Annotated in this window: 25 protein-coding genes and 1 tRNA gene; 11 read left to right on the plus strand and 15 right to left on the minus strand. The window is 66.9% G+C overall.

Annotation, left to right across the window (positions count from 1 at the left end):
- Positions 1–22 precede the first annotated feature (22 nt).
- A complete protein-coding gene (locus ACNO8X_RS02780) occupies positions 23–334 on the plus strand; it encodes a hypothetical protein (protein ID WP_418004063.1) in 312 nt (103 codons plus the stop codon).
- Between the two features lie 9 nt (positions 335–343).
- On the opposite strand, the gene ACNO8X_RS02785 is transcribed toward ACNO8X_RS02780, so the two are convergent.
- From ACNO8X_RS02785 to ACNO8X_RS02795, 3 genes are read right to left on the minus strand one after another with little or no spacing between them, the layout of a single operon-like run.
- Positions 344–862 (minus strand): nuclear transport factor 2 family protein, encoded by a 519-nt coding sequence (locus ACNO8X_RS02785; protein ID WP_418004064.1) that lies wholly within the window; start codon positions 860–862, stop codon positions 344–346.
- Positions 859–1,479, minus strand: a complete 621-nt coding sequence (locus ACNO8X_RS02790) for a TetR family transcriptional regulator (protein ID WP_418004065.1) — start codon at positions 1,477–1,479, stop codon at positions 859–861. The genes ACNO8X_RS02785 and ACNO8X_RS02790 overlap by 4 nt, the downstream gene beginning before the upstream one ends.
- 2 nt (positions 1,480–1,481) lie before the next feature.
- Positions 1,482–2,306, minus strand: coding sequence for an SDR family NAD(P)-dependent oxidoreductase (locus ACNO8X_RS02795; RefSeq protein WP_418004066.1), 825 nt, complete (start codon positions 2,304–2,306; stop codon positions 1,482–1,484).
- An 85-nt stretch (positions 2,307–2,391) separates the two neighbouring features.
- Here ACNO8X_RS02795 and ACNO8X_RS02800 point away from each other — a divergent pair, with 85 nt between their 5' ends.
- Positions 2,392–3,258, plus strand: coding sequence for an LLM class F420-dependent oxidoreductase (locus ACNO8X_RS02800; protein ID WP_418004067.1), 867 nt, complete (start codon positions 2,392–2,394; stop codon positions 3,256–3,258).
- On the plus strand, positions 3,255–3,752 hold the full coding sequence (locus ACNO8X_RS02805; protein WP_418004068.1) for a nuclear transport factor 2 family protein: 498 nt from the start codon (positions 3,255–3,257) through the stop codon (positions 3,750–3,752). The genes ACNO8X_RS02800 and ACNO8X_RS02805 overlap by 4 nt, the downstream gene beginning before the upstream one ends.
- Here the strand turns inward: ACNO8X_RS02805 and ACNO8X_RS02810 are convergent.
- The 9 genes from ACNO8X_RS02810 to ACNO8X_RS02850 all read right to left on the minus strand — a co-directional run bounded on the left by ACNO8X_RS02810 (position 3,749) and on the right by ACNO8X_RS02850 (position 13,169).
- Positions 3,749–4,354, minus strand: a complete 606-nt coding sequence (locus ACNO8X_RS02810) for a TetR/AcrR family transcriptional regulator (RefSeq protein WP_418005750.1) — start codon at positions 4,352–4,354, stop codon at positions 3,749–3,751. The two genes, ACNO8X_RS02805 and ACNO8X_RS02810, sit on opposite strands and share 4 nt — an antisense overlap.
- 113 nt (positions 4,355–4,467) lie before the next feature.
- On the minus strand, positions 4,468–5,523 hold the full coding sequence (locus tag ACNO8X_RS02815) for a DUF6670 family protein (protein WP_418004069.1): 1,056 nt from the start codon (positions 5,521–5,523) through the stop codon (positions 4,468–4,470).
- A gap of 42 nt (positions 5,524–5,565) precedes the next feature.
- A complete protein-coding gene (locus tag ACNO8X_RS02820) occupies positions 5,566–6,399 on the minus strand; it encodes an SDR family NAD(P)-dependent oxidoreductase (RefSeq protein WP_418004070.1) in 834 nt (277 codons plus the stop codon).
- Between the two features lie 93 nt (positions 6,400–6,492).
- Complete coding sequence (locus ACNO8X_RS02825; RefSeq protein ID WP_418004071.1) at positions 6,493–6,891, minus strand: hypothetical protein; 399 nt, start codon at positions 6,889–6,891, stop codon at positions 6,493–6,495.
- 201 nt (positions 6,892–7,092) lie between these two features.
- On the minus strand, positions 7,093–8,829 hold the full coding sequence (locus tag ACNO8X_RS02830) for a dipeptide ABC transporter ATP-binding protein (RefSeq protein ID WP_418004072.1): 1,737 nt from the start codon (positions 8,827–8,829) through the stop codon (positions 7,093–7,095).
- Complete coding sequence (locus ACNO8X_RS02835) at positions 8,829–9,788, minus strand: ABC transporter permease (protein ID WP_418004073.1); 960 nt, start codon at positions 9,786–9,788, stop codon at positions 8,829–8,831. Before ACNO8X_RS02835 ends, ACNO8X_RS02830 begins: the two co-directional genes overlap by 1 nt.
- On the minus strand, positions 9,781–10,707 hold the full coding sequence (locus ACNO8X_RS02840; RefSeq protein WP_418004074.1) for an ABC transporter permease: 927 nt from the start codon (positions 10,705–10,707) through the stop codon (positions 9,781–9,783). The genes ACNO8X_RS02835 and ACNO8X_RS02840 overlap by 8 nt, the downstream gene beginning before the upstream one ends.
- Before the next feature lie 3 nt (positions 10,708–10,710).
- Positions 10,711–12,321, minus strand: a complete 1,611-nt coding sequence (locus ACNO8X_RS02845) for a peptide ABC transporter substrate-binding protein (RefSeq protein ID WP_418005751.1) — start codon at positions 12,319–12,321, stop codon at positions 10,711–10,713.
- 260 nt (positions 12,322–12,581) lie between these two features.
- Positions 12,582–13,169 carry a TetR/AcrR family transcriptional regulator gene (locus ACNO8X_RS02850; RefSeq protein ID WP_418004075.1) on the minus strand — a complete coding sequence of 196 codons (588 nt, stop codon included), beginning with the start codon at positions 13,167–13,169 and terminating at the stop codon, positions 12,582–12,584.
- A gap of 168 nt (positions 13,170–13,337) precedes the next feature.
- Here ACNO8X_RS02850 and ACNO8X_RS02855 point away from each other — a divergent pair, with 168 nt between their 5' ends.
- Positions 13,338–13,811 carry a nitroreductase/quinone reductase family protein gene (locus ACNO8X_RS02855; protein WP_418004076.1) on the plus strand — a complete coding sequence of 158 codons (474 nt, stop codon included), beginning with the start codon at positions 13,338–13,340 and terminating at the stop codon, positions 13,809–13,811.
- 20 nt (positions 13,812–13,831) lie between these two features.
- On the opposite strand, the gene ACNO8X_RS02860 is transcribed toward ACNO8X_RS02855, so the two are convergent.
- The gene (locus tag ACNO8X_RS02860; RefSeq protein WP_418004077.1) at positions 13,832–14,287 is read right to left on the minus strand and encodes an SRPBCC family protein; all 456 of its coding nucleotides are present in this window, start codon (positions 14,285–14,287) and stop codon (positions 13,832–13,834) included.
- A gap of 165 nt (positions 14,288–14,452) precedes the next feature.
- Positions 14,453–14,535 (minus strand) — tRNA-Leu (locus tag ACNO8X_RS02865).
- Between the two features lie 291 nt (positions 14,536–14,826).
- Here ACNO8X_RS02865 and ACNO8X_RS02870 point away from each other — a divergent pair.
- The 7 genes from ACNO8X_RS02870 (at position 14,827) to pknB (ending at position 24,523) form a co-directional block, all read left to right on the plus strand.
- Positions 14,827–16,350 (plus strand): DUF3662 and FHA domain-containing protein, encoded by a 1,524-nt coding sequence (locus ACNO8X_RS02870; protein ID WP_418004078.1) that lies wholly within the window; start codon positions 14,827–14,829, stop codon positions 16,348–16,350.
- Between the two features lie 124 nt (positions 16,351–16,474).
- Positions 16,475–16,942: an FHA domain-containing protein FhaB/FipA gene (locus ACNO8X_RS02875; protein WP_043391430.1), complete on the plus strand. Its 468-nt coding sequence runs from the start codon at positions 16,475–16,477 to the stop codon at positions 16,940–16,942.
- Complete coding sequence (locus ACNO8X_RS02880; protein WP_418004079.1) at positions 16,939–18,495, plus strand: PP2C family protein-serine/threonine phosphatase; 1,557 nt, start codon at positions 16,939–16,941, stop codon at positions 18,493–18,495. The genes ACNO8X_RS02875 and ACNO8X_RS02880 overlap by 4 nt, the downstream gene beginning before the upstream one ends.
- Before the next feature lie 28 nt (positions 18,496–18,523).
- Positions 18,524–19,939, plus strand: a complete 1,416-nt coding sequence (locus ACNO8X_RS02885; protein WP_418004080.1) for an FtsW/RodA/SpoVE family cell cycle protein — start codon at positions 18,524–18,526, stop codon at positions 19,937–19,939.
- Positions 19,936–21,414, plus strand: a complete 1,479-nt coding sequence (pbpA, locus tag ACNO8X_RS02890; protein WP_418004081.1) for a D,D-transpeptidase PbpA — start codon at positions 19,936–19,938, stop codon at positions 21,412–21,414. The genes ACNO8X_RS02885 and pbpA overlap by 4 nt, the downstream gene beginning before the upstream one ends.
- Positions 21,411–22,643 carry a protein kinase domain-containing protein gene (locus ACNO8X_RS02895; protein ID WP_418004082.1) on the plus strand — a complete coding sequence of 411 codons (1,233 nt, stop codon included), beginning with the start codon at positions 21,411–21,413 and terminating at the stop codon, positions 22,641–22,643. The genes pbpA and ACNO8X_RS02895 overlap by 4 nt, the downstream gene beginning before the upstream one ends.
- Positions 22,640–24,523 carry a Stk1 family PASTA domain-containing Ser/Thr kinase gene (gene pknB, locus ACNO8X_RS02900; RefSeq protein WP_418004083.1) on the plus strand — a complete coding sequence of 628 codons (1,884 nt, stop codon included), beginning with the start codon at positions 22,640–22,642 and terminating at the stop codon, positions 24,521–24,523. The genes ACNO8X_RS02895 and pknB overlap by 4 nt, the downstream gene beginning before the upstream one ends.
- A gap of 76 nt (positions 24,524–24,599) precedes the next feature.
- Here pknB and ACNO8X_RS02905 read toward each other — a convergent pair whose 3' ends face one another.
- Positions 24,600–25,268 (minus strand): aminodeoxychorismate/anthranilate synthase component II, encoded by a 669-nt coding sequence (locus ACNO8X_RS02905; RefSeq protein ID WP_418004084.1) that lies wholly within the window; start codon positions 25,266–25,268, stop codon positions 24,600–24,602.
- Between the last annotated feature and the right edge of the window lie 28 nt (positions 25,269–25,296).

The raw sequence follows: 25,296 nt of genomic DNA on the forward strand, positions 1-25,296 counted from the left end.
CCATCATCAAGGAGCCCGCCTCATGAGCCATCCCGACCCGACCGCCGCCGATGACGGGGCACCGGCGGAACCCAAGATCCCGGCCTGGCGTGGCCTGTTGGATTCGATGCACCCGAAATTCTTCTTCTCGTTGGCCAACGGTTATCCCGTTGGTGTCAAACAGTTTCTGCAGTTCTGCCTGCTACTGATCTACCCAGGCTGGCTGTTCGCGGCGCCGCTGTGCGGAGCGATCTACTACGCCGGATACGGCGTGCTGTGGGTGTTGTTCTGGCCCGTGCGGGCCTGGATGAAAACGAACCGGCCCGAGGACTACGCGGCCAGTCAGCTGAAGTGAGGGTGCGCCCTACCGCTGCTTGAGGAAGTCGAAGAAGCGGGGTGTGGTGTCGACCCGCAGGCGCGTCAGCTTGCGGTAGCTGATCAGCCACCTTCCGTCTGCCAAGCGGTACTGCTCGTGATAGTGGCCGCAGCCGTGTAGATGTTCTTCGACGTCTCCGTTGGTCCACCACAGCCGGTCCTCCATGGCCCAGATTCCGGTGGCGGTGGTGTCACTGGTCAGCTCGATCTCGGGGGTGTGGCCGTGGTGCACGGTTGTGACGGTGGTGCCGCCGTCGAGCAGTGACCGAATGGCCCGCGTCAGTGGCTCTTTGCCGACGACACGGTTTCCACTGCCGGCCTTGGGTGTCCAATTGTTGTTGTCGGGCAACCCATCCCAGGTTTCGGAGACGACGTCGTCGGTGTGCAGCGTCGGATAGATCTCCCACTGCTTGGTGTCCATGCACCGGAGGCGGCGGGCGAAGGTGCGCTTGATGGCCTCGATGGCGTGTGCCTGGTCGCCGGTGCTCAGGGTGATGTCGGCGGTCATCGGTCGATCTCGTTTCGTCTCGTTCGGGTGCGTCGGCGCCACGGCGCCAAGAGCAGCTCACAGGCGCGGCGCATATCGCGCTCGGCCTGCTCGGGCGTCGTCTCGCCGGTGATGGCCCATGACAAGATGCCGTACGCGCACTGCTCGAGCAGCAGCGCGATCTGCGTCTCATCCGCGGTCGGTGCGGAGATGCCGGCGACATCGAGGATATTGCTTCGCAGGTTGTAGTCGCCGCGGGCCGTCGACTCGGCGCGGCGGGCATTGACCGACGTGATCATCGCGCGGGCCAATAGCGGACGGGCCAGCATGTTCTGGATGATGCCGACCATGAACTCGGTGACATCGACGACCGGGTGCCCCGTCGTCGGGCCCGGTGGTGCGGCGGTCTGGGTGAGGTGAAACAGCAGTGCAGCGAACAGATGATGCTTGGTGGGGTAGTAGCGGTAGACGGTGGTGATGGACACCTCGGCCTGGTCCGCCACGTCCTGCATCCGGACTTCTTCGAGTCCGTGCCGCGCCCCGAGCCGCGCGGCGGTGGCGAGGATGCGGTCGCAGCGGCCGATCTGTGCGGGGGTCCTCGGGGTCGCCGGTTCCCGGTCGAGTGGTGCACGGGGCATGGCTACTCCGGTGGTCCAGCAGGCGTGCCCTGCAACATCTTCTGGATCATCGCGTGGGACGCCAACAGCACCTTGTCGCGGTTACCGGTGGCGTGGACGGCCGGGCTGTCGGCATGCGTCGAGATGATGTGCACCGGACCGTTGGCGAGATTCGCCAGGCCTTCACGAGCGACATCGGCCGGTTCGGACGCGGGCATCCCGGGGATGTCGAAGCTGAGGCCGACCCGCTCCATCGCCGGTGTCCTGGTAAGGCCGAGGACGAGCTCGAGGACGTCCACATTGTGCTCGCGCAGCTCCAGCCAGAGCCCTTCGGCGTAGATCCGGCTGAATGCCTTCACGCCGCCGTAGACGGTGTGCCGCGCCGACCCGAGATGCCCGCTGAGCGACCCGACCAACATCAGTCCACCGCGGCCGCGCTCGCGCATCGGCGCTCCGAAATGCTGGACCAGCCGCAGCGGCGTCGTGATGTTCAGATCGATGACCCGCTGGAACGCGCCGAGGTCGCCGTCGAGGAACTCCGCGCTGTGGGTGTTGGCGCCCGCGTTGTAGATGAGCAGCCCGACTTCCAGATCAGCTGTCGCGCTGATGATCTGGTCGACACCATCGTCGGTGGTGAGGTCGACGGTGAGGTCGCGTACCACCACGCCCAATTCGCGACACCGGTTCGTGGTGGCCCGCAGCGGGCCCGGCTTGCGGGCGATCAACACCAGGTTGATGCCGGCCTGCGCCAGCAGTGCCGCGAACTCGGCGCCGACGCCTTCCGAGCCACCCGCGATGACGGCCCACGGCCCGTACTGCTGCAACTGCAGCGCATCCTCGCTAGACAAGTTCAGGCTCCATATCTAAAATTCATTTTAGTTTTACCGCGTCCGAGGGTATCCGATCCAGACGCCGAGACGGAAGGGCGTATGCATGCGGATAGGACTGCAGACACCGGTGGTCATCCAAGTTCCGGCCACCGCGTCGACGTGGGAAAGAACCGCGGGCGCCACGGAAATCGGGGAGATCGCCGCTGTCGCCGATCTGCTCGGCGTCGACTACCTCACCTGCTCCGAACACGTCGTCGTGCCTCGTGATGTCGCGGCCACTCGGGGGTCGACGTACTGGGATCCGTTGGCCACCTTGGCTTTCATCGCCGGGCGAACATCGCGAATTCAGTTGGCCACCTCGGTGCTGGTGCTGGGCTACCACCATCCGCTGGAGATCGCCAAGCGCTACGGCACTCTGGATCAGGTCAGCGGCGGCCGGCTGATCCTGGGGGTGGGCGTCGGGTCATTGCGCGAAGAGTTCGACCTGCTGGGCGCCGCCTGGGACGACCGGGGCGCCCGGGCAGACGAGGCAATGAGTGCCTTGCGCGGGGCCTTGGCCACCAATCACCCTGTGCACCAAGGTAAGTACTACAACTACGACTCCGTTGTCATGGACCCCTGCCCGCTGCAACTGCGGGTACCGATCTGGGTGGGCGGCCGAACCCGGCGTTCGCTTCGCCGCGCCGTCGAGCTCGGGGACGGCTGGATGCCCTTCGGCCTCACGGCAGCCGAGGTAGCGACAATGCTTGCTGCCGTGGACCTTCCGGATCCTTTCGACATCGTGCTCGCCACGGGGCCGCTGGATCCGATGGGCGCGCCGCAACAGACACTCGACGAACTCGGGGCACTCGAAGACGCCGGTGCGACGGCGGCAACGTGCGTGATCGCCTCCCGATCCGCCGCGCACTGCTGCGAACAGCTCGGCGCACTGGCGGACCTGACCAACCTGCCGGCCACGGAGCAGTCATGACCGAACAGCGACTCGCCGAGCTCGAAGCCCGCCTGCGCCGCATCGAAGACGAGCGCGCCATCGAGCGGATGATCGCTTCGTACGGACCGCTCGTCGACGCCGGTGAGGCCGACGCCGTCGCCGCGATGTGGGCACCGGACGGGGTGTACGACGTCGAAAACTGGCTCATGACGGGTCGCGACGACATCGCCGCGATGGTGCGCTCACCCGGTCATCAGGACTTCATCACCACCGGATGTACCCACTTCCTGAGTCCCGCCGTGGTCACCATCCACGGCGACGAGGCGGTCGCGGTCTGCGAATCGACGCTATTGCTCAGGCGCGCAACGACTTACGAAGCCATCCGGGCCGGCGTCAGCCACTTCCACCTGATCCGCGCAGCCGACTCGCCGCATGGCTGGCTGATCGTCAAACGCGTCACCCGGCTCCTCGACGGGACCGAGCCGCCCCGCAGGTTGTTGGCGGACGGTATCGGCGGATGGATCGTGAACTAGCCCGTCGTACTGTCCAGCGTGTGCCCGGCCATGGCCGCCAGGACCCGGTGGGCCCGGGCGACCATCTCAGCGGCGGGCTCCTCGGGATGATTGCGCCAGAACAGCATCAGTGCCGACACCATGTGTTCCCACACGCCCGTGGCGGCGACCAGATCGACGGGATCTGTGAGGCCGACGACTCCGAGGGACCTCGACACTCCCGCGAACGCCTGCTGGCGCAGGATCGTGCGCTGCTCACGCGCCGCATCCCGCGCCGGGCCGTTGGGCACCGACCGGTCGAACAGCACATGCCAGTCGCCCGGATGCCCCTCGAACGTCGTGAAGATCGCGGCCAGCACCGGTTCACCAGCGGCGGCGCCGGCCCCGGCCAGGTGATCGAGCGACTTGAGCGCGTCGCCGACAGCCTGCTCGATCTGGTTTCCGATCTTGGTGACGCACGCGGCGTAGACCGCCTCTTTGGACCCGAAGTAGCTGATGATCAAGGTCTTGGAGACCTCCGCCTGCGCTGCGATGGCAGCCAGCGACGCACCCGCGTAGGTGGCCCGGCTGAATTCGGCGATCGCCGCCTCGACGATCAGCTGCTCGCGCTCACCGCGCGGCACCCCTTTGGTGCCGGTTCTGCCGCTGACGGGCCGGGTGGTCATCGTGACAGCCTAATCAGGCTTGTCGGGTGTTCGAACCGTTGTTGACCGGTGCCCGGGACGAACGGGCCGATTCAGTCGGGCTGAACGTCGATCCACTCCAGATATGCACTGCCCGAAACCGATCCGGTACCCCAGGTACCGGTATACGAGTACGCGGCGGCATATCCCGGTCCGTGGCCGTGGCGCCACGGCGAGTCGACGGTGCCGACCAGGGCCAGAATTTCCCGGCCGCCGTCGCGCACCGACCACTTGAACTTGCGCGGCCTTCGCATGGTGTTGCCGCGGTCGTCGACCAGTGGCTCGCCGTACTCGACGACCGCGAAGTGGACGTCGGAGTACACCTCGGTTTCAGCGCCGAGGACGCGTACGTGAGCCAACTTGCAGGCAGTCCGGCCCCGAGCCCGTACGTCGGTCAGCAGCACCTGAGTACGCTCGTCGAGGTTGATGATCTGGTAGGTGAAGAAGTCCATCGGCAGTTTGAGCCGGGCCGGCACCGGACGACGGGTAAGTGCCTGGTGCGTGCGGATTCTCGCGTACTCGAAGGTGCCGAGACCGCTGACCTCGACGCCGTCGACGGTGCCGGTGTATGGCGCGAGCAGGCTCAGGTGGTCGTACACCGGCGATTTCACGAAGTACGAAACCTGGTCTGTGACATCGAGTTTCAGGTCGACGTCGAACTGCGGGTAGCGGCCGCGGACCACGACGCGCGGCAACGCCACATTGATGGCCAGGTCCTCGGCCCAGCGCAGCCGGCGGGCGTCGGCGGTGAACCAACAGTCAGCGTGCATGTCGTAGGCCCGATAGAAGCGTTGGTCCGCATGAGCCGTCGACGAGAAGACCGTGGACGTATCGCGCGCATCGGGCGCCGCGAGGTGGTCGAGGTCGAACAGTTCCGTACCCGATGCGCCCAGCAGCGTCATGGTGTTGAGGTAGCGGTACGGCTCCGGCAGGTCCGGGACGAACACCCCGAAATGCGTTACGCCCCAGGCGCGTGAGACATCGTGGGGTTTGAGAATCTCAGGGGCATCGAACGGCAGGCGCGACGCCGGCAGCCGGCTGTCGACCAGCGGCAGCAGGCCGTCGATGACGACGCGCGACAGCGCACGGGAGATCAGGTGCTTGTTCATCGGGTCCTTTTCTGAGTCGGGACAGCAGCGGGCGGTCGGCGGCTAGGTGAGCGCCGCGATGGTGCGGTCCGCCGCAGCGGGGGAGAGGAGGTCGATCGTCGGCAGGACGGCGCGCAGCACCGCGGGACTGACTTCCACCGGCTGATGCGTGACCGCGCGGACGATCCAGCGGCCCGCTTCCTCCGCCGAGAGCGCTACGGCGCCGGCGTATTCGGCTGTGGGCGCGATCATTTCGGTGCGTACCAGCGGGAAATACACGTTGGTGGCGCGGATTTCGGGATGGGGCCGCTCGGCGTTGAGGCTGCGACCGAAGATCGCCAAAGCGCTCTTGGACGCCGCGTATGCGGAGAACCGCGGAAAGGTATTGGCGTGCAGGCCCCACGTGCAGACGTTGATCACCTGGCCGCGGCCCCGCTCGATCATGCCCGGCAGGAATCCCAGGCTCAATTGGACGGCCGCCAGGTAGTTGAGAGACATCGTGCGCTGGTAGTCGTGCAGCCGGTCGGTGGCATCGACGATGCTGCGGCGGATCGAGCGGCCGGCGTTGTTCACCAGGACGTCCACGCGCTGGTCGGCGAGATCTGCCAGCAGCTGGGCGGTCGCGTCCTGGTCACTCAGGTCGCACGTGCGCCAATGGCATCCGGTCTCATCAGCCAAGGTCCGCAGTTCGTCTTCCCGCCGGGCGACCGCGATGACCGTGGCCCCGCGGGCACTGAGCTGCGACACCGCCTGTCGCCCAATGCCCGCCGAGGCGCCCGTCACCAGGATCGTGAGGTCACTGACATCACGGCCGGGTCCGGACAGCGCGGCATCGACCCGCTCTGGCAGAAGCGTTCTGCGCTGAGTGAGCTCTTGAATGGCATTGCGAATGGACATGGCTTCCTCCCACACGGTGTTCTCACCGGGACTCAGCCGATATTACCATGTGGTCACTTTTACCGATGTGGCCCGCCGGGGCACGCGGTGGCGCTACGCCGCGCCGATAGCGGACCCAGCCATCCACAGCGGCGGCTCACAGTGGTCGCCCAGCGCGGCGTGCGGATTCATCGCACTCCAGCGCTGACGGCGCGTGATCCGGTCGTAGTGCTCGTCGGCGACCGACTTCAGGAAGTCCACGCTGCCGCTCATGAAATCCAGTCCGTACCCGGTCAGCACATACGCGGGCAGACCCGGCGTGAACTGCTCGGAAATGTCGTACCGCTCGCAGCGGTGGTGCGTCCCGCGGTGATCTGTGCTGGCTGCCCACTGCAGCACCGACGGTCGGCGCCAGGATGTCGCGGTCGCCTCGACCGCGGTGTACCAATCGACGCCGGTGGCGGGAGCGACCCGGGTCGGCGCCGGGATTTCGTAGACGATCTTTGTCTCCACGCCGATCACTCCCGCTCGCCGACCCAAATTCGTGTACCGAGTGTGCGCATCGCCCCGCGGTCGAGGAAGGGTTACCGGCTCGATCAGCCCGGTTCCTCGCACAAATCAAAGATTCAGCCTGCGGGTGTGAGTGCTGCGCAGGAATTCAGGCTGTTTCCCCTGCACAGCCCTCACAGCGGCGGACACCAATCGATCACCGGATCAGCCAGCGAGCTCGATCGTGCCGCCCGGGATGGCGTCGATCAACATTCGGGTGTAGTCAGACGTTGGATTCTCGTACACCTGGTCGGTAGGCCCGGAATCCACCACCTCGCCGCGGGACATCACGATCACGTTGTGAGCGATCTCCTTCACCACCGCCAGGTCGTGGGTGATGAACAGGTAACTCAGGCCGAGCTCCTTCTGCAGCTCGCTGAGCAACGTGAGGATCTGTGCCTGCACCAGGACGTCCAGCGCCGACACCGCTTCGTCGCACACGACCACCTCCGGGTTGAGGGCGAGCGCGCGGGCGATCGCGACGCGCTGCCGCTGACCGCCGGACAGCTCGTTGGGGAAGCGCTGCATGACCGACTGCGGCAGCGCGACCAGGTCCAGCAGTTCCTTCACTCGGGCGGTGCGGGAGGACTTGTCTCCTATGCCGTGGATGTTCAGCGGCTCGGCGATCGCCCGGTAGATGGAGTACATCGGATCCAGCGACCCGTAGGGGTTCTGGAACACCGGCTGTACCCGGCGGCGGAACTCCTTCGCTTCGGCGCCGCGCAGCGACGTGACGTCCTTCCCGTCGAAGTGCACCGTGCCTGAGGTCGGCTCCAACAGTCCCAGCACCATGCGTGCCACCGTCGACTTTCCCGAGCCGGACTCGCCGACCACCGCGGTGGTCGTCCCCCGACGCAGGGTGAAACTGACATCGTTCACGGCACGAAAGGTCGAACCGCCGCTGAAGGGCACCGCACCGCGGATCGGGAATTCCTTGACCAGGTTCGCCGCGACCACCACGTCCTGAGGACCGGACGACGCGTGCTTGGTGGATTCGGCGATGCTGCCGGTGACCTTGGGCTGCAACACCTGATCGCCGACGAGCTCGCCGTGGTCCAGGTCGCTGAGAGTCTTGCCATGCGCACGCCGGGAGGCCAAGGAGGGCGCCGCGCGCACCAACCGCCTGGTGTACTCGTGGTGCGGGTCCTGCAAGATCTGCAGGGCAGGTCCCGACTCGACCACCCGCCCCTTGTACATGACGACCAGGTGGCCGGCGCGTTCCGCGGCCAAGCCGAGGTCGTGCGTGATGAGTAGGACCGCGGTGCCGAGCTCGGCGGTCAATTCCTCGAGATGGTCCAGGATCTGCCGCTGCACGGTCACGTCCAGGGCCGAGGTCGGCTCGTCGGCGATCAGCAGCTTCGGCCGGCACGCGAGTCCGATCGCGATCAGCGCCCGCTGGCGCATGCCGCCTGAGTACTCGTGCGGGAACTGATTGACTCGCTTGTCGGGGTCGCGCATGCCTGCCTCGCTCAGCAGCGCGATCGCACGTTTGCGCGTGTCGCCCCGCTTCGCTGCGCCATTCGCCTGCAGGGTTTCGCGGATCTGGAATCCGACGCGCCACACCGGGTTGAGGTTGGTGTTGGGGTCCTGCGGGACCAGACCGACGCCGCTGCCGCGGATCTTCTCGAAGTCGCGGCGGGACGCGGCGGCCAAGTCCTGGCCGTCGAAGAGGATCTGACCGCCGGTCACCCTGCCGGTCCCCGGCAACAGGCCGAGCACCGCAGCAGCCGTGGTGGATTTGCCCGACCCGGACTCTCCGACGATCGCCACCGTCTGCCCCGGGTAAACGGTGAGGCTTGCGTCTCGCACCGCGGGCACCGACTTGTTCTGCACCCGGAACTCGACCTGCAGGTCGCGGATGTCGAGCAGCGGCACAGATCCGTCCTTCGACGTCTGGGTCATCAGCGGGTCCTCGCCTTCGGGTCGAGCGCGTCGCGCAGCACGTCACCGAGCATCATGAAAGTGAGCACGGTGATCGCCAGCGCCGCCGCGGGGTAGAACAAGATGGGCGTGCCCTCGCGGAGCAGTTGCTGCCCAGCCGCGATGTCGATGCCCCACGACACTGCCGTGGACGGTAGTCCGATGCCGAGATACGACAGCGTCGCTTCGGTGACGATGAAGATGCCCAGCGAGATGGTGCCGACCACGATCACCGGACCCAGCGCGTTGGGTATGACGTGGGTGAACAGGGTGCGAACCCGGGACGCTCCCAGCGACCGCGCCGCCGTGATGAACTCCTCGTTGCGGACCGCGATCGCGGCCGATCGGGCGATTCGCGCGATCTGCGGCCAGCTGAAGACCGCGAGCACGATCACCACAGTGAACACGGTGCGGGAGCTGATCATCTGCATCGTGACCACCGCCGCCAGGATCAGCGGAATACCGAAAAAGATGTCCGCCAGCCGCGCAATCACCGAGTCGATCCAGCCACCGAAGAACCCGGCTACGCTGCCGAGCAGGCCACCGATCAGGACCACGACGATCGTGGTCAGTACGCCCACCGCCACCGAAGCGCGAGCGCCGTAGATCGTTCGGGTGTAGATGTCGTAGCCCTGCCGGTCGGTCCCGAACCAGTGCTCGGAGCTGGGCGGGAGCAGCGACTGCTCGAGCGAACCGTAATGCGGGTCCTGACTGGTGAACAGTCCTGGGAACAGCACGACGACCACGATCACCGCCAGCAGCACCATCGACACGATGAACTGCGGCTTGGTGCGCAGCTCCAACCACGCCGACTTCCAGAAACCAGCGGGCTGCACGTCGGCATCGACCGCGTCGACCGCGGCGACGCTGACCGCGTCAGGACCCGCGACGAAACGCTCCTGACCGGGGTACCGGGAGGGTTGGGTCGGGGTCTCAGGCATAGCGGATCCTCGGGTCGAGGGCGGCGTAGAGCAGGTCGACCACCACATTGGACGCCAGGTAGATGAGCACAAGCACGGTGACGAAGGACACCACGGTCGACGACTCGCCCCGGATCACCGCCTGATAGATGGTTCCGCCCACTCCTGGGATGTTGAAGATTCCCTCGGTGACGATCGCGCCGCCCATCAGCACACCGAGGTCGGCGCCGAGAAACGTCACCACCGGGATCAGCGAGTTGCGGAGCACGTGCACCACGATCACCCGCGGGCGGGGCAGCCCCTTCGCAGTGGCGGTCCGCACGTAGTCCGCCGAGAGGTTCTCCGCGATCGACGAGCGGGTCAGCCGGACGACATATGCGAACGACACCGCACCAAGCACGAATCCGGGCAGCAGCAGGTGATAGAGGTCGAGGTGGCCGCCGACGGTGACGGGGAAGATCTGCCAGCGCACACCCAACAGGTACTGAGCCGCAAAGCCGATCACGAAGATCGGGACGGCGACGATGAGAAGCGTCACGATCAGGATCGTGGTGTCGACCCACTTGCCATTGTTCAAACCCGCGAGCACGCCGAACGTCACACCGAACACCGCCTCGACGGCGATCGCGATGAGCGCGAGGTCGACCGTGACGGGGAAGGCGCGCTTCATCACGTCGAACACCGGCTGGCCCGAGAAGGACGTGCCGAAGTCCAACCGGAACACACCGCTGATGTAGTGCCAGTACTGCAGGTAGAACGGCTGATCCAAGTGATACTGCGCGCGCAGCGTCGCAATCAGCGCGGGCGACATGGGCTTGCCGCCGCCCAGCGCGGAAATCGCGTCGGCGGGCAACAGGAAGACGAGCGCATAGATCAGGAAAGTGGCACCGAAGAACACGATCACCAGCTGTCCGACCCGGCTCAATCCGTATCTCAGCATCGGTTATCCCTTGGTGTTCTCGGCGACGTCGCCCTTGGTGATCTGGGTGAAATCAGCCAGACCGTTCCAGGTCAGCTGGGCCGTCACACCCGGCCCGACGCCGCCGGCAGCGGTGTAGTCCCAGAGCGGGATCACCGGGAGATCGTGCAGGAGGATTGCCTGGGCCTGATTGACCAGCGCATACGACTGGTTCGGATCGAGCGCCCGTTCGGCCTCTGTCAGCTTCGCGTCGAAAGCCGGTGAACTGTAGACCGGATCGTTGGAGCCCGCGCCGGTCACGAACTGGGGCTGGAGGAACTCGATCATCGACGGATAGTCGCCCTGCCACCCGCTCCGGAACGCGGTCCGAATGGTCCGCTTGGTGATGGCGTCCCGGACCTGCTTGAACGTCGGCTGCGGTGCGCCGTGCGCGTCGATGTCGAGCGTGTTCTTCAACTGGTTCGACAACGCGTCAACCCACACCTGGTGATCGCCGTCGGAGTTGTACGCGACCTCGAACGATCCCGACCACGGCGCGATCGCGTTGGCCTGCGACCACAGCTGCTTGGCTCTGACCGGATCGAACTTCAACACATCGTTGCCCGGGATGTTCGGGTCCCAACCCGGTAGCGACCGGGCGGTGAAGTCCTGCGCCGCACCGCGGGCGCCGCGGAAGATCGCCTTGATGATCTCGGGCCTGTTGATCGCCATCGAAATCGCCGCACGTCGGAGGCGACCCTCCTCGCCGCTGAAATGCGGCAGGTAATACGGGATTCCGAGCTGCAGGTTCTGGGCGGTCGGTTTGGTCAACGCCCGGCTCCCGAGCACCTTCTTATATGTGCCCAACGCACTCACCGGCACCGTGTCGAGCACGTCGAGGTTGCCGGACTCGAGGTCGGTGTACGCGGTGTCGAAGCTGCTGTAGAAGATGAAGCTCAGGCCACCGTTCTTCGGCTTGTCCGGACCCTTGTAATTCGGGTTGCGCACCACGTCGAGCTTGACGTTGTGCAGCCAGGCGTCTGGGCCCTTCAGCATGTACGGGCCGTTCCCGACGGGATGCTCGCCGAACTTGGCCGCGCCCTCGGTGAAGAACACATCGGGCAATGGCTTGAAGGGCGTAAACCCGAGCCCCAGCTTGAAGTCGATGTTGGGGCTGGTGAGGCGCACCGTGAAGGTGTAGTCGTCCACCACCTTCAAGCCCGACATCTCGGTCAGCGGGGACCCCTCGGCGGCGACGGCGTCGTATCCCTCGATCGGTGCGAAGAAGCTCTGCTGCAGCTGCCCATTGACCGTAGCCGCACCGAAATTCCATGCGCGGACGTAGTTTTCGGCCCGCACCGGGGTGCCGTCGGTAAAGGTCCAGTTCCGTATGAGGTGAACCGTGTAATTCTGGTTGTCGGTGGTGTCCACGGACTCCGCGTTCGCCAACACCGGCGTGCCGTCGGCGGTGTAGCTGTAGAGCCCCGTGAACAACGAATCGACGACGCGACCGCCCATGTTCTCGTTGGTGTTGGTGGGCACCAGGCCGTTCTGTGGTTCACCACCGTTGACGGTGATGATCGCGTCCGGGCCGGTGCCATAGTTGCCGCGCGCACCGTCCAGGCTGCACCCCGATGCGGCCAGCACCGCACCCATCGCCGCCGCGCACAATGCCCTTGCTGCCCATTTCACCTCGGACCTCCGATCGCGGGCCTTCACATTCCCACAGCTCGATCCCCTCGGCCAGGCAGGGAACGTTGAGCACGAGCTCTCGTGTTCGCGTAGGACGAAGGCCTTCATCGTTGCGCGCCCGCTATGGACCTATCGGGAAAACCCGTGCCGATAGCGGCTGGAAGGGCACCCTTGGAGGATCAGACTCTGGCTACGCCTTCACATGTTCGACCCGACGATGACAACTACGCATTGCGGTCGAGTATCGCTTTGAAAATTACCTTTGCTTCCCCGCCCACGCGCTCGAGTCCGTCCGCGCGCTCGATCGCGCGAAGCGCCGCAGCGCGCAGCCCACTGGCAAGCATGAATGCACATTCGACGGAGATCGGTGCTGGCGGTGCCCCGGCCTGGGTGGTGCCTGCCATCAATGCGACGAGGAATTCGACGAAGCGCTCCAACCCCTCCCGCTGAGCGCGAAGAACTCGTTCACCAACCGAAGGGCTGGACAGCGCGAGCGCCAACGCGGGTTCGCCAGAAAGTATCGCCAAGTAGGCGTCGATGGCCTGTTCGATCTGGACAGCACGCGGCGAGTCGAGATCGATTGCCGCAGAGACGGTTTCGATGATGCGCGAAGTACTGAGATCAACAAGCTCGACGAGGCAGGCGTCCTTGTCCACGAAGTGCTTGTAGAACGTCCGACGCGAAGCATGCGCGTGACCAACGATGTCGCTGACCTGGGTATGAGCGAGCCCCTTTTCCCGGATCGCCGCGGCGAGACCGTCGAGCAACCTGAGGTGCTGCTGCGCGACCTTGGCCGTGCGGTCTGCGGGCATATCGGGGCAACCTTTCTGTTCGGTTGTGCTGAGGTGCTGGTCGATCGTGGGAGTGCAAGCGGGAGACGTTCTAGACGAAAAGGGTACTCACGAGTACCCTTTTTGTCGGAGGATCGGTTGGACGGCCCTGGTGGGAGTCCGCTCACGACCAGGAGGATCCGCATGTCGGTGTCACCTGTCGAACTGCTGATGCGGGTCATCGATCGCTCATGGAGCATCGTTCGTCACCTCGTGCGCGGCCACGTCTGGATTTATCGCGCCAGTCGAGGACGCCTTGGACAACACGTGCCCGGCGTGCCACCGATGCTCCTGCTCGACCACATCGGGGCCAAGAGTGGATCGCGGCGGACGACACCCTTGGTCTATATGCCCGACGGAGATCGATACCTCATCGTCGCGGCGAAAGGCGGCCACCCGAAGAACCCGGCCTGGCTACATAATCTGCGGGCGCATCCCGTCGTGACCGTCCAAATCGGTGCTCGCAGCGTCGAGATGACTGCAAGGGAACTGGGGCCCGCGGAACGCCGGGCGCTGTGGCCTCAAGCGCTCGCGTACACCAGCCACTGGCGCAGGTACGCCCGACGAGTTCCACCTTCACGGACGATTCCGCTGATTGCACTAGAGACGGTCAGCGGCTCGTGACCTAGATGGCCACGGCACCATCAGGCCGTCTCGACCTCGGCCTTGATCCGGTTGAGCGTGGTGGTCATGTCCCGGATGTTGCGGCGGATGCGCAATTGGCCACCGAAGATGCCGAACACCGTGTCGAGCAGGCCAGGCGTCATCCAGAACGACTCGGTGACATCCGTGCCATCACCGGCAGGCGCGAGAGCGTAATGCCAATTGTTTACCGCCTTATCGCCGGCAAGCACCGCGAAGCCGAACTCGCGACCTGGCTCGCAAGCCGTGACACGGCACGTCGTCCAATAGATCGGTCCGATCTCGTTGCGCTTGACGTGGCCGCGGAACCGCGCGCCGAGTGCCGGTGCGGTCGCTCCGTCCAGCCATTCAGATTCGAAAACCTCCGGCGAGTATTTCGGGGTGTTGCGAATATCGGCAATCAGGTTCCAGACCTGATCGGCCGGCGCGTTCATGTGCACGGTAACCGCACCTTTCATGGCGCGATCCTATCGATCAGTACCGCCCGGCAGGCCGCTTCACGTCAGGCCGACGAGTGTGATGGCTGTGCACGAATTCGGGCCGGTTCACCTGCACAACCCTCACAGTCATGCTCGACAAAGCAAAAGCCGCGAATCCGAACCGGATTCGCGGCTTTTGTTGAGTGGGCGAAGGGGGACTTGAACCCCCACGTCCCGAAGGACACTGGCACCTGAAGCCAGCGCGTCTGCCATTCCGCCACTCGCCCCAAACAACTGGGAGAGACTATCACCACCCCTACCCCCGGCTCCAAATCCGCCGTTGACCAGTGGCTTCCGGAGCAGCCAACCTGGGCGGCGAGGGTGCCGCCGGCGCGCGAAACCGCACGACCGGATCGCCTGGCGGCACGCCCCACACCGCCTGACCAGCGCCTTTCGAATTCTCACGATTCTGTTGGTCACGTATTACAAGGTCAGGCCGATACCATGCGTAACAGTGGTGTCCGGAGTTATTGCGCACATCACATCTGGAGTACCGAGACGAGGCGAGGCAGGGGGACATGGGTCTGGTCGACCGGTTCGAGCGCAAGCTCGAGACCACGGTCGGAGACGCTTTTGCCCGCGTCTTCGGGGGGTCGATCGCACCTCCGGAAGTCGAGGCCGCATTACAGCGGGAAGCCGAATCGGGTGCCCACGATGTCGGCGGCGGCCGTATTTTGGCACCGAACGAATACGTCATTACGCTCAGTTACACCGATTTCGAGAAGGTAAACGCCGATCCTGACCTCACACCCAGTGCTTTTGCCAAACACCTTGAGGGATTCGTCCATGAGCGGGGATGGCAAACGTATGGTGAGGTGGTCGTCAGGTTTGAGCCGTCACCTGGCCTTCACACCGGCCAATTCCGCGCCCACGGCGTGGTCAACCCCGACTCAACCGCCGGGCCACCGCGGCCGGCGGCACCCAGCGACCGCGTGCACACCGCAGAACCAGGAGTACCAACGATGACTGACAACCCGACCCACCGCCCCGGCCAGGGACAGGGCCAGCCAGGCGACGAGTACGACTACGGACGGCAGCCCGAAGAGCAGCGCGGTCAGCAGTACCCGCAGGACCCGAACCAGGGCTACGGCCAGCCCCAGCAGGGTTACGGACAGCAGGGCGGCTACGGCGCCCCGCAGGGTGGCCCCGGTTACGGACAGCAGGGCGGCTACGGACAGCCGGGTGACCAGGCCGGTTACGGCGCGGGCCCGTCCGGATACGGCCAGGGCGGCTTCGGCGGCCCGCAGGGTGGTCCTCCCGGACCGCCACCCGTCGGCGGCCCGCAGGGCGGTTACGGCCAGCCTGAGCAGGGCTACGGACAGCAGAACTACGGCCAGCAGCCCGAGCAGGGTTACGGCGGCCCGCAGGGGGGCTACGGCCAGCAGCCCCAGCAGGGCGGTTACGGACAGCCCGAGCAGAACTACGGCCAGCCGGGCTACGGCCAGCAGCCCCAGCAGGGTGGCTACGGCCAGCCCGACCAGGGCTACGGCCAACCCCAGCAGAACTACGGACAGCCGAGCTACGGCCAGCAGCCCCAGCAGGGTGGCTACGGCGAGCAGAACTATGGCCAGCCGCAGCAGGGCTATGCACAGCCCCCCGCCGATCAGGGCTACGCACAGCCCGATCAGGGTTACGGCCAGCCCCCGTCCCAGGCCGGTTACGGCGAGCAGGGTTACGGCGGCGGCGCGGGAGCCGGCTACGCCGAGCCCGAGTACGGCCAGCCGGGCGGATACGCCGGTGGCTACGGTGCCGCCGGCGCGAACGTCACCCTGCAGCTCGATGACGGCAGCGGCCGCACCTACCAGCTGCGTGAAGGCGCGAACGTCATCGGCCGCGGCCAGGACGCGCAGTTCCGCCTGCCCGACACCGGCGTCTCGCGCCGGCACCTCGAGATCCGTTGGGACGGCCACACCGCGCTGCTCTCGGACCTGAACTCGACCAACGGCACCACCGTCAACAACGCCCCGGTTCAGGAGTGGCAGCTGGCCGACGGCGACGTCATCCGGGTGGGTCATTCCGAGATCGTGGTCCGCGTTCACTGAGCTCGGTTTCCGTCACCGGCCGGATGATGTGCGCACCGGCCGGTGACCGCCAAAGTATCGTGACGATGCCGACGGCTACCGGGCACCGGGCCCAGCCTCGACGCGGCAACGGAGAGGACGTCGGATGCAGGGGTTAGTTCTGCAGCTGACGCGGGTCGGTTTCCTTCTGTTGCTCTGGCTTTTCATCTGGTCGGTGCTGCGCGTGCTGCGCACCGACATCTACGCACCCACCGGAGCCGTCATGGTGCGGCGCGGTCTGGCGTTCCGGGGCACCCTGCTGCCCAACCGGGACCGACGCCGGTACGCGCGCCAGTTGGTGGTGACCGAAGGCGCCCTGCAGGGCACCCGGATCACCCTGACCAGCCAGCCCGTTCTGATCGGCCGGGCCGACGACTCCACCCTGGTGCTCACCGACGACTACGCCTCGACACGGCACGCCCGGCTGTCGCCGAGAGGCTCCGAGTGGTACGTCGAAGACCTAGGATCGACCAACGGTACATACCTGGACAGGGCGAAAGTGACGACGGCGGTAAGGGTTCCAATGGGAACGCCGGTTCGAATCGGCAAGACGGTAATTGAGCTGCGCCCGTGACACTTGTACTCCGATATGCCGCGCGCAGCGACCGCGGCCTGGTCCGCGCCAACAACGAGGACTCCGTCTACGCGGGGGCCCGCCTGCTCGCGCTCGCCGACGGCATGGGCGGCCACGCCGCGGGTGAGGTTGCCTCGCAGCTGGTCATCGCCGCGCTGGCCCACTTGGACGACGACGAACCCGGCGGCGACCTGCTGGCCAAGCTGAACGATGCCGTCCACGACGGCAATACGGCCATCGCCGCCCACGTCGAAGCCGATCCCGAGCTCGAGGGCATGGGCACGACCCTGAGCGCCATCCTGTTCGCGGGCACGCGCCTCGGCATGGTGCACATCGGCGACTCCCGCGGCTACCTGATGCGCGACGGCGAGCTGACCCAGATCACCAAGGACGACACCTTCGTCCAGACCCTGGTCGACGACGGCCGGATCACCGCCGAAGAGGCCCACAGCCACCCGCAACGCTCGCTGATCATGAAGGCGCTGACCGGCCATGAGGTCGAGCCGACGCTGACCATGCGCGAGGCCCGCGCCGGTGACCGCTACCTGCTGTGCTCGGACGGACTGTCCGACCCGGTCAGCCACGAGACCATCCAGGGCGCCATGCAGATCCCGGACGTCGTGGACTGTGCCGACCGGCTCATCGAGCTGGCGCTGCGCGGGGGCGGGCCGGACAACGTCACCGTCGTCGTGGCGGACGTCGTCGACTACGAGTACGGCCAGACCGCACCCATCCTGGCGGGCGCGGTGTCCGGTCAGGACGACGACACCTTGCCGCCCAACACCGCGGCCGGACGTGCCTCCGCCTTCAACCCGAAGCGCACGGCAGCGGCGGCGAAAAAGCCTGTGCCACAACCTGATCCGCCGCCCCGGAAGAGCCACACCCGGCGCAACCTGATCATCGGCGCGATCCTGCTGATACTGTTGCTCGTCAGCGGACTGGCCGTCGGGCGCTACATGATCCGCAGCAACTACTACGTCGCCGGCTACAACGGCTCGGTCTACATCATGCGCGGCGTGCCGGGCTCGCTGCTCGGGCTGCCGCTGCAGGATCCCTACCTGCTGGCCTGCCTGGACACCCACTCCGAGATGACGATCATCGGCGTCGACGACACCCGTGCGGGCTGCCAGCCCATGAAGGTCTCCGACCTGCGCGAGTCCGGCCGGGCCCAGGTCACCGCCGGCCTGCCGACCGGCACCGTCGACGACGCGATCCGTCAGCTCAAGGAACTCAGCCGCAGCTCGCTGCTGCCGCTGTGCGCGCCGCACGTCGCCACCCCGCCGGCGGCACCGGCACCCATCCCCGGCGCACCGGCCCCGTCGCTGTCGGTGGTGCCGCAGCCGCCGCGCGGTCCGGCCCCCGGACCCGAGGCGCCAGGTTCGACGACGCCGACTCCGGCCCCCGCACCAACACCGGCGCCGAGCCCGGCACCGGCCCCCAACCCGTCCAGCCCCGCGCCTGCCCCGACCTCGCCTGCGGCTCCGTCCCCGACGGCCACGGCACTCCCTCCGCCACCTCAGGAGCCGGGCACAAACTGCCGGAACGCGTCATGACGCCCCGAGAGCGAGCGGGAGTCGAGGCATGACGACGCAGCCGCAGTCTCCGGTTGCGGTCGCTCCTCCACTGCCCAATCGGCGTAATTCCGAATTGGTGCTGCTGGGGTTCGCGGCCGTGATCACGACTGTGGCGCTGCTGATCGTCGAGGCCAACCAGGAGTCCGGCCTGCAACTGGACCTCATCCAGTTCACCGTCGGCTTCGTCGTACTGTTCGGCGGCGCCCACCTGGCGGTGCGCCGCTACGCGCCGTACGCCGACCCACTGCTGCTGCCCGTGGTCGCGCTGCTGAACGGCCTGGGCCTGGTGCTGATCTACCGGCTGGATCTGTCGGCGCACTCGCGGCCCGCGGGCATCCTGCCGGGCGGCAACGCCAACCAGCAGATGCTGTGGACGCTGCTGGGCATTCTGGTGTTCACCGCGGTGCTGATGTTCGTGCACGACCACCGGATGCTGGCCCGTTACGGCTACATCTGCGGCCTGGCCGGCCTGGTGCTACTGGCCATCCCCGCGGTGCTACCGGATTCGGTGGCCGAGCAGTACGGCGCCAAGATTTGGATCCGGTTGCCGGGCTTCTCCATTCAGCCCGCCGAGTTCTCCAAGATCCTGCTGCTGATCTTCTTCGCCAGCGTGCTGGTCACCAAGCGCAGCCTGTTCACCAGCGCCGGCAAGCACATGTTCGGGCTGGACCTGCCGCGACCGCGCGACCTGGCGCCGCTGCTGGTGGCCTGGATCGGGTCCATCGGCGTCATGGTGTTCGAGAAGGATCTCGGGGCGTCCCTGCTGCTCTACGCGACGTTCCTGGTGCTGCTGTACGTCGCCACCGAGAAACTCAGCTGGGTGATCATCGGGCTGAGCCTGTTCTGCGTGGGCAGCCTGGTGGCGTACCACCTTTTCGATCACGTGCGGGTGCGCGTGCAGAACTGGCTGGACCCGTTCGCCGACCCCGACGGCGCCGGGTACCAGATGGTGCAGTCCCTGTTCAGCTTCGCCACCGGCGGCATCTTCGGCACCGGCCTGGGGAACGGTCAGCCCGGCACCGTGCCCGATGCCTCCACCGACTTCATCATCGCGGTGGTGGGTGAGGAGCTCGGGCTCGTCGGCCTGGCCGCGGTGCTGATGCTCTACACGATCGTCGTGATCCGGGGACTACGCACCGCCATCGCGGTCCGGGACAGCTTCGGCAAGCTGCTGGCGGCCGGCCTGTCCGCCGCGCTGGCGCTGCAGCTGTTCATCGTCGTCGGCGGCGTCACCAAACTGATCCCGCAGACCGGCCTGACCACGCCGTGGATGTCGTACGGCGGCTCGTCCCTGCTGTCCAACTACGTGCTGCTGGCCCTGCTGCTGCGGGTCTCGCACGTCGCGCGCCGGCCGCTGTCCACCCGGGGCGCCAACGCGTCACCGATCGCGGCGGCCAACACCGAGGTGATCGAGAAGCAATGAACACCTCGCTTCGTCGCGTCTCCGGACTGGTGATGGCACTGGTCGTGATGCTGCTGCTGAACGCCACCACCACCCAGGTGTTCGCCGCCGACAGCCTGCGCGCCGACCCGCGCAACCAGCGGGTCCTGCTCGACGAGTACTCGCGCCAGCGCGGCCAGATCACCGCAGGCGGCCAGCTGCTGGCGTACTCGATGCCGACCAACGGCCGGTTCCGCTACCTCCGCATCTACCCGAACCCGCTGGTCTACGCACCCGTGACCGGCTTCTACTCGCTGCAGTACTCGAGCACCGGCCTCGAGCGCGCCGAGGACAGCATCCTCAACGGCTCCGACGAGCGGCTGTTCGGCAACCGCATCGCCGACTTCTTCACGGGCCGCGATCCGCGCGGCGGCAACGTCGACACCACGATCGCGCCGCGGGTCCAGCAGGCCGCATGGGACGCCATGCAGCAGGGCTGCGGCGGCAACCCGTGCAAGGGTTCGGTGGTGGCGCTCGATCCGTCGACCGGCAAGATTCTGGCCATGGTGTCGTCTCCGTCGTACGACCCCAATCTGCTGGCCTCGCACGAGAGCGAGCGGCAATCCGCCGCCTGGCAGGAGCTGCGCGACAACCCCGATTCACCGCTGCAGAACCGGGCGATCTCCGAGACCTACCCGCCGGGGTCGACATTCAAGGTGCTGACCACCGCCGCGGCGCTGCAGGCCGGTGCCACCCCGGACACCCAGCTGACCTCTGCCGCGCGAATCACGTTGCCGGACAGCACCGCCACGCTGGAGAACTACGGTGGCGCGGCGTGCGGCGGGGGTCCGACGGTCTCCCTGCGCGAGGCGTTCGCCAAGTCCTGCAACACCGCCTTCGTCGAACTGGGCCTGCACAACGGGGCCGACGCGATGCGGACCATGGCCAAGCAGTTCGGCCTGGACACCCCGCCGCCGTCGATTCCGCTGCAGGTCGCGGAGTCGACCGTCGGCCCGATCTCCGACGCCCCGGCCCTGGGTATCTCCAGCATCGGCCAGAAGGACGTCGCGCTGACCCCGCTGCAGAACGCGATGATTGCCGCGACCATCGCCAACGGCGGCGTCAGCATGGCCCCGTACCTGGTCGATGACCTGAAGGGACCTGACCTTTCCAACATCGCGGCTACCTCACCGCACCAACAGCGGCGGGCCATCTCATCCCAGGTCGCGGCTACACTTACGGATCTGATGGTCGGCGCCGAGCAGGTGACGCAGCAGAAGGGAGCCATAGCCGGCGTGCAGATCGCATCAAAGACGGGCACGGCCGAACACGGCACCGATCCACGTCACACACCACCACATGCGTGGTACATCGCTTTTGCCCCGGCGAAATCCCCGAAGGTCGCCGTCGCCGTCCTAGTGGAGAATGGTGGAGACCGTTTGTCCGCGACCGGCGGTGCGCTGGCCGCACCCATCGGGCGGGCCACCATCGCCGCGGCGCTACGGGAGGGATCATGAGCGCGCGGGTCGGAGTCACACTTTCCGGCCGCTATCGACTTCAGCGACTCATCGCCACTGGCGGCATGGGTCAAGTCTGGGAGGGCGTCGACAGCAGGCTCGGCCGACAGGTCGCCATCAAGGTGCTAAAGGCCGAGTACTCGACCGACCCCGAATTCGTCGAGCGGTTCCGCGCTGAGGCGCGCACGGTGGCGATGCTGAATCACCCCGGCATCGCCAGCGTCTACGACTACGGCGAGACCGAGCTCGACGATTCCGGCCGCACCGCCTACCTCGTCATGGAGCTCGTCAACGGCGAGCCGTTGAACTCGGTGATCAAGCGCACCGGCCGACTGTCGCTGCGGCACTCGCTGGACATGCTGGAGCAGACGGGCCGGGCCCTGCAGGTCGCGCACAGCGCCGGCCTGGTGCACCGCGACGTCAAGCCCGGCAACATCATGATCACCCCCACCGGCCAGGTGAAGCTCACCGACTTCGGCATCGCCAAGGCCGTCGACGCGGCTCCCGTCACCCAGACCGGCATGGTGATGGGCACCGCCCAGTACATCGCGCCCGAGCAGGCCCTGGGCCACGACGCCACCGCGGCCAGTGACGTCTACTCGCTCGGTGTCGTCGGCTACGAGTCCGTGTCCGGCCGGCGGCCGTTCACCGGCGACGGCGCCCTGACCGTCGCGATGAAGCACATCAAGGAAGCGCCGCCACCACTGCCGCCCGACCTGCCCCCGAACGTCCGGGAGCTGATCGAGATCAGCCTCGCCAAGGACGCCATCCACCGGTACCGCAGCGGTGGACCGTTCGCCGACGCCGTCGCCGCAGTCCGGGCCGGACGCCGCCCCCCGCGGCCCAACCAGGCGCCGACCATCGGCCGGGCCGCTCCCGCGGCGATTCCGTCGAGCACGCAGGCCCGCACGAGCAACGAACTGGCCGTCCGTCCGGCACCGGCAACCCCGCGGCCCCGGCCCGCCACCGGTAGCCATCGGCCGGCCCCGCCCGCACGGCGGACTTTCTCGCCCGGTCAGCGCGCCCTGCTGTGGGCGGCTGGTGTCCTGGGTGCGCTGGCGATCGTCATCGCGATCCTGATCGTGCTCAACGCGCAGGACCGCCAGGACCAGAAGAACCAGCAGCAGTCCACCGTCACCAACACCATCACCGAGACCACGAAGACGCCCGGCGCACCGGCGGGTCAGTCGGCTTCGCTCCCTGAATTGTCAGGACCGGCCATTTCATGACCACGCCCCAGCACCTCTCCGACCGCTACGAACTGGGGGACATCCTCGGTTTCGGCGGCATGTCCGAGGTTCACCTCGGCCGCGATCTACGTCTGCACCGAGACGTGGCGGTCAAGGTGCTGCGCGCCGACCTGGCTCGGGACCCGAGCTTCTACCTGCGTTTCCGCCGGGAGGCGCAGAACGCCGCGGCGCTGAACCATCCGGCGATCGTCGCGGTCTACGACACCGGTGAGGCCGAGACGCCCAACGGCCCGCTGCCGTACATCGTCATGGAGTATGTCGACGGCGTGACACTGCGCGACATCGTGCACACCGAGGGGCCGCTGCCGCAGCAGCGCGCCATCGAGATCATCGCCGACGCCTGCCAGGCCCTGAACTTCAGTCACCAGCACGGCATCGTGCACCGGGACATCAAGCCGGCGAACATCATGATCAGCAAGGCCAACGCGGTCAAGGTCATGGACTTCGGCATCGCCCGCGCCATCGCCGACAGCAGCAACCGGATGACACAGACCGCGGCGGTCATCGGCACCGCCCAGTACCTGTCGCCCGAGCAGGCCAGCGGGCAGAACGTCGACGCCCGCTCGGACGTGTACTCGCTGGGCTGCGTGCTCTACGAACTGATCACCGGTGAGCCGCCCTTCGTCGGCGACTCCCCGGTCGCGGTGGCCTACCAGCACGTCCGCGAGGACCCGGTGCCGCCGTCGCAGCGGCACGCCGGCATCTCACCCGAGCTGGACGCAGTCGTGCTCAAGGCCCTGGCGAAGAATCCGGACAACCGGTACCAGAGCGCGGCGGACATGCGGAACGACCTGATCCGCGTGCACGCCGGCGAAGCTCCCGACGCCCCCAAGGTGCTCACCGACGCCGAGCGCACCGCGATGATGGGCACCGGCGGGTTCGGTGGGCCGCGCAGCATGATGCCGGAGCAGATCAGCGTCACCCCGCAGCCGTACCGCTCGACGGACCGGGCCGCGACGCCGATCGGTCGCTGGCTCATCGCCGCCGCCATCCTGGCCGTGCTGACGGTCGTCGTCACCGTGGCCATCAACCTCATCGGCGGCAGGCCGCACGACCAGCAGATTCCGGACGTGCGCGGGCTGGCTCAGGCCGACGCCGTCGCGAACCTGCAGAACCGCGGCTTCAAGACCCGCACGCAACAGCGGCCCGACTCCACCGTGGCGCCGGACCACGTCATCGGCACCGAGCCGTCGGCCAACACGTCGGTGGCCGCCGGCGACGAGATCACCATCAACATCTCCACCGGTCCCGAGCAGCGCGAGGTCCCGGACGTCTCGAAGCTCTCGCCCGCCGACGCGATGGCCAAGCTGCAGTCCGCCGGTTTCCGGAACATCCAGCAGACGGTGTCGCAGTCGCTGCCGGACCAGAAGGACCGGGTCATCGCGACCAACCCGCCGGCCCACCAGACGTCGGCCATCACCAACGTGATCACGATCATCGTCGGCTCCGGACCGGGCCTGGTGCCGATCCCCGATGTCAACGGGCAGACCGTCGACATCGCGACGAAGAACCTGAACACCGTCGGCTTCACCACGATCTTGACGGCGCCGACCGACAGCCCGAAGCCGGCCGGCGAGATCATCGCGAGCGATCCGCCGGCGGGTACGCCGACGGCCAAGGACGCACCTATCACGCTGAAGGTTTCGCAGGGCAACCAGTTCGTCATGCCGAACCTGGCCGGTCAGTTCTGGACCGACGCCGAGCCGAACCTGCGTGCACTGGGCTGGACCGGCGTGCTGATCAAGGGCGCCGACGTGCAGAACAGCGGTCAGCGCAGCAATGCGGTGGTGAGTCAGATGCCGGCAGCCGGCAGCGGCGTCAACTTCGGCGCGTCGATCACGCTGAGCTTCGCTTCGTAACTCGCGCCGAAACGGCGTTCCAGCAGGCGGCTACTCGCACTTGTCCTGCTGGAATGCCGTTTCGTCGGCTAAGGGGTCAGGCCGTGCGGGTCGCGGCCGAGACGGCGTCGGCGACTTCCTGCTCGAGGCGACTGACCAGTCCCCCGTCGGGCGCCTGACCGCAGAAGGCGAGCCAGTTGGCCAGCATCCGGTGACCGCCCTGCGTCAGGATGCTCTCCGGGTGGAACTGGACCCCGTGGATCGGCAGCTCGCGGTGCCGGACCGCCATGATGACGCCGCTGTCGGTGTGGCCGATGGCCTCCAGCTCATCCGGCAGGGTCTCCGGCAGGATGGTCAGCGAGTGGTAGCGGGTGGCCGTGAACGGGTCCGGAAGTCCTTGCAGCACACCACTATTCGCGTGGTGCACCAGGCTGGTCTTGCCGTGCAGCAGCTCCGGCGCGCGGTCCACCGTGCCACCGAAAGCCACCCCGATGGCCTGGTGTCCCAGGCACACGCCGAGTAGGGGAGTGCGGGTCTCGGCACAGGCGCGGACCAACGGAATGGACGCGCCGGCGCGCTCGGGCGTACCGGGACCGGGACTCACCAGGATCCCGTCGAACTCCTCGGCGACGGCGGCGACGCCCTCGGGGGTGGACACACGCTCGTCGTCGCTACGCCAGACCTGCGCGTGCACCCCGAGCTGACCCAGGTACTGGACCAGGTTGAACACGAAGCTGTCGTAGTTGTCGAGGACGAGAACCTGCATGCCGCCAGGCTACTGGGTCACCCACAGA

Source organism: Mycobacterium sp. PDNC021 (genome assembly GCF_048282635.1).
Classification (GTDB): Bacteria; Actinomycetota; Actinomycetes; order Mycobacteriales; family Mycobacteriaceae; genus Mycobacterium; species Mycobacterium llatzerense.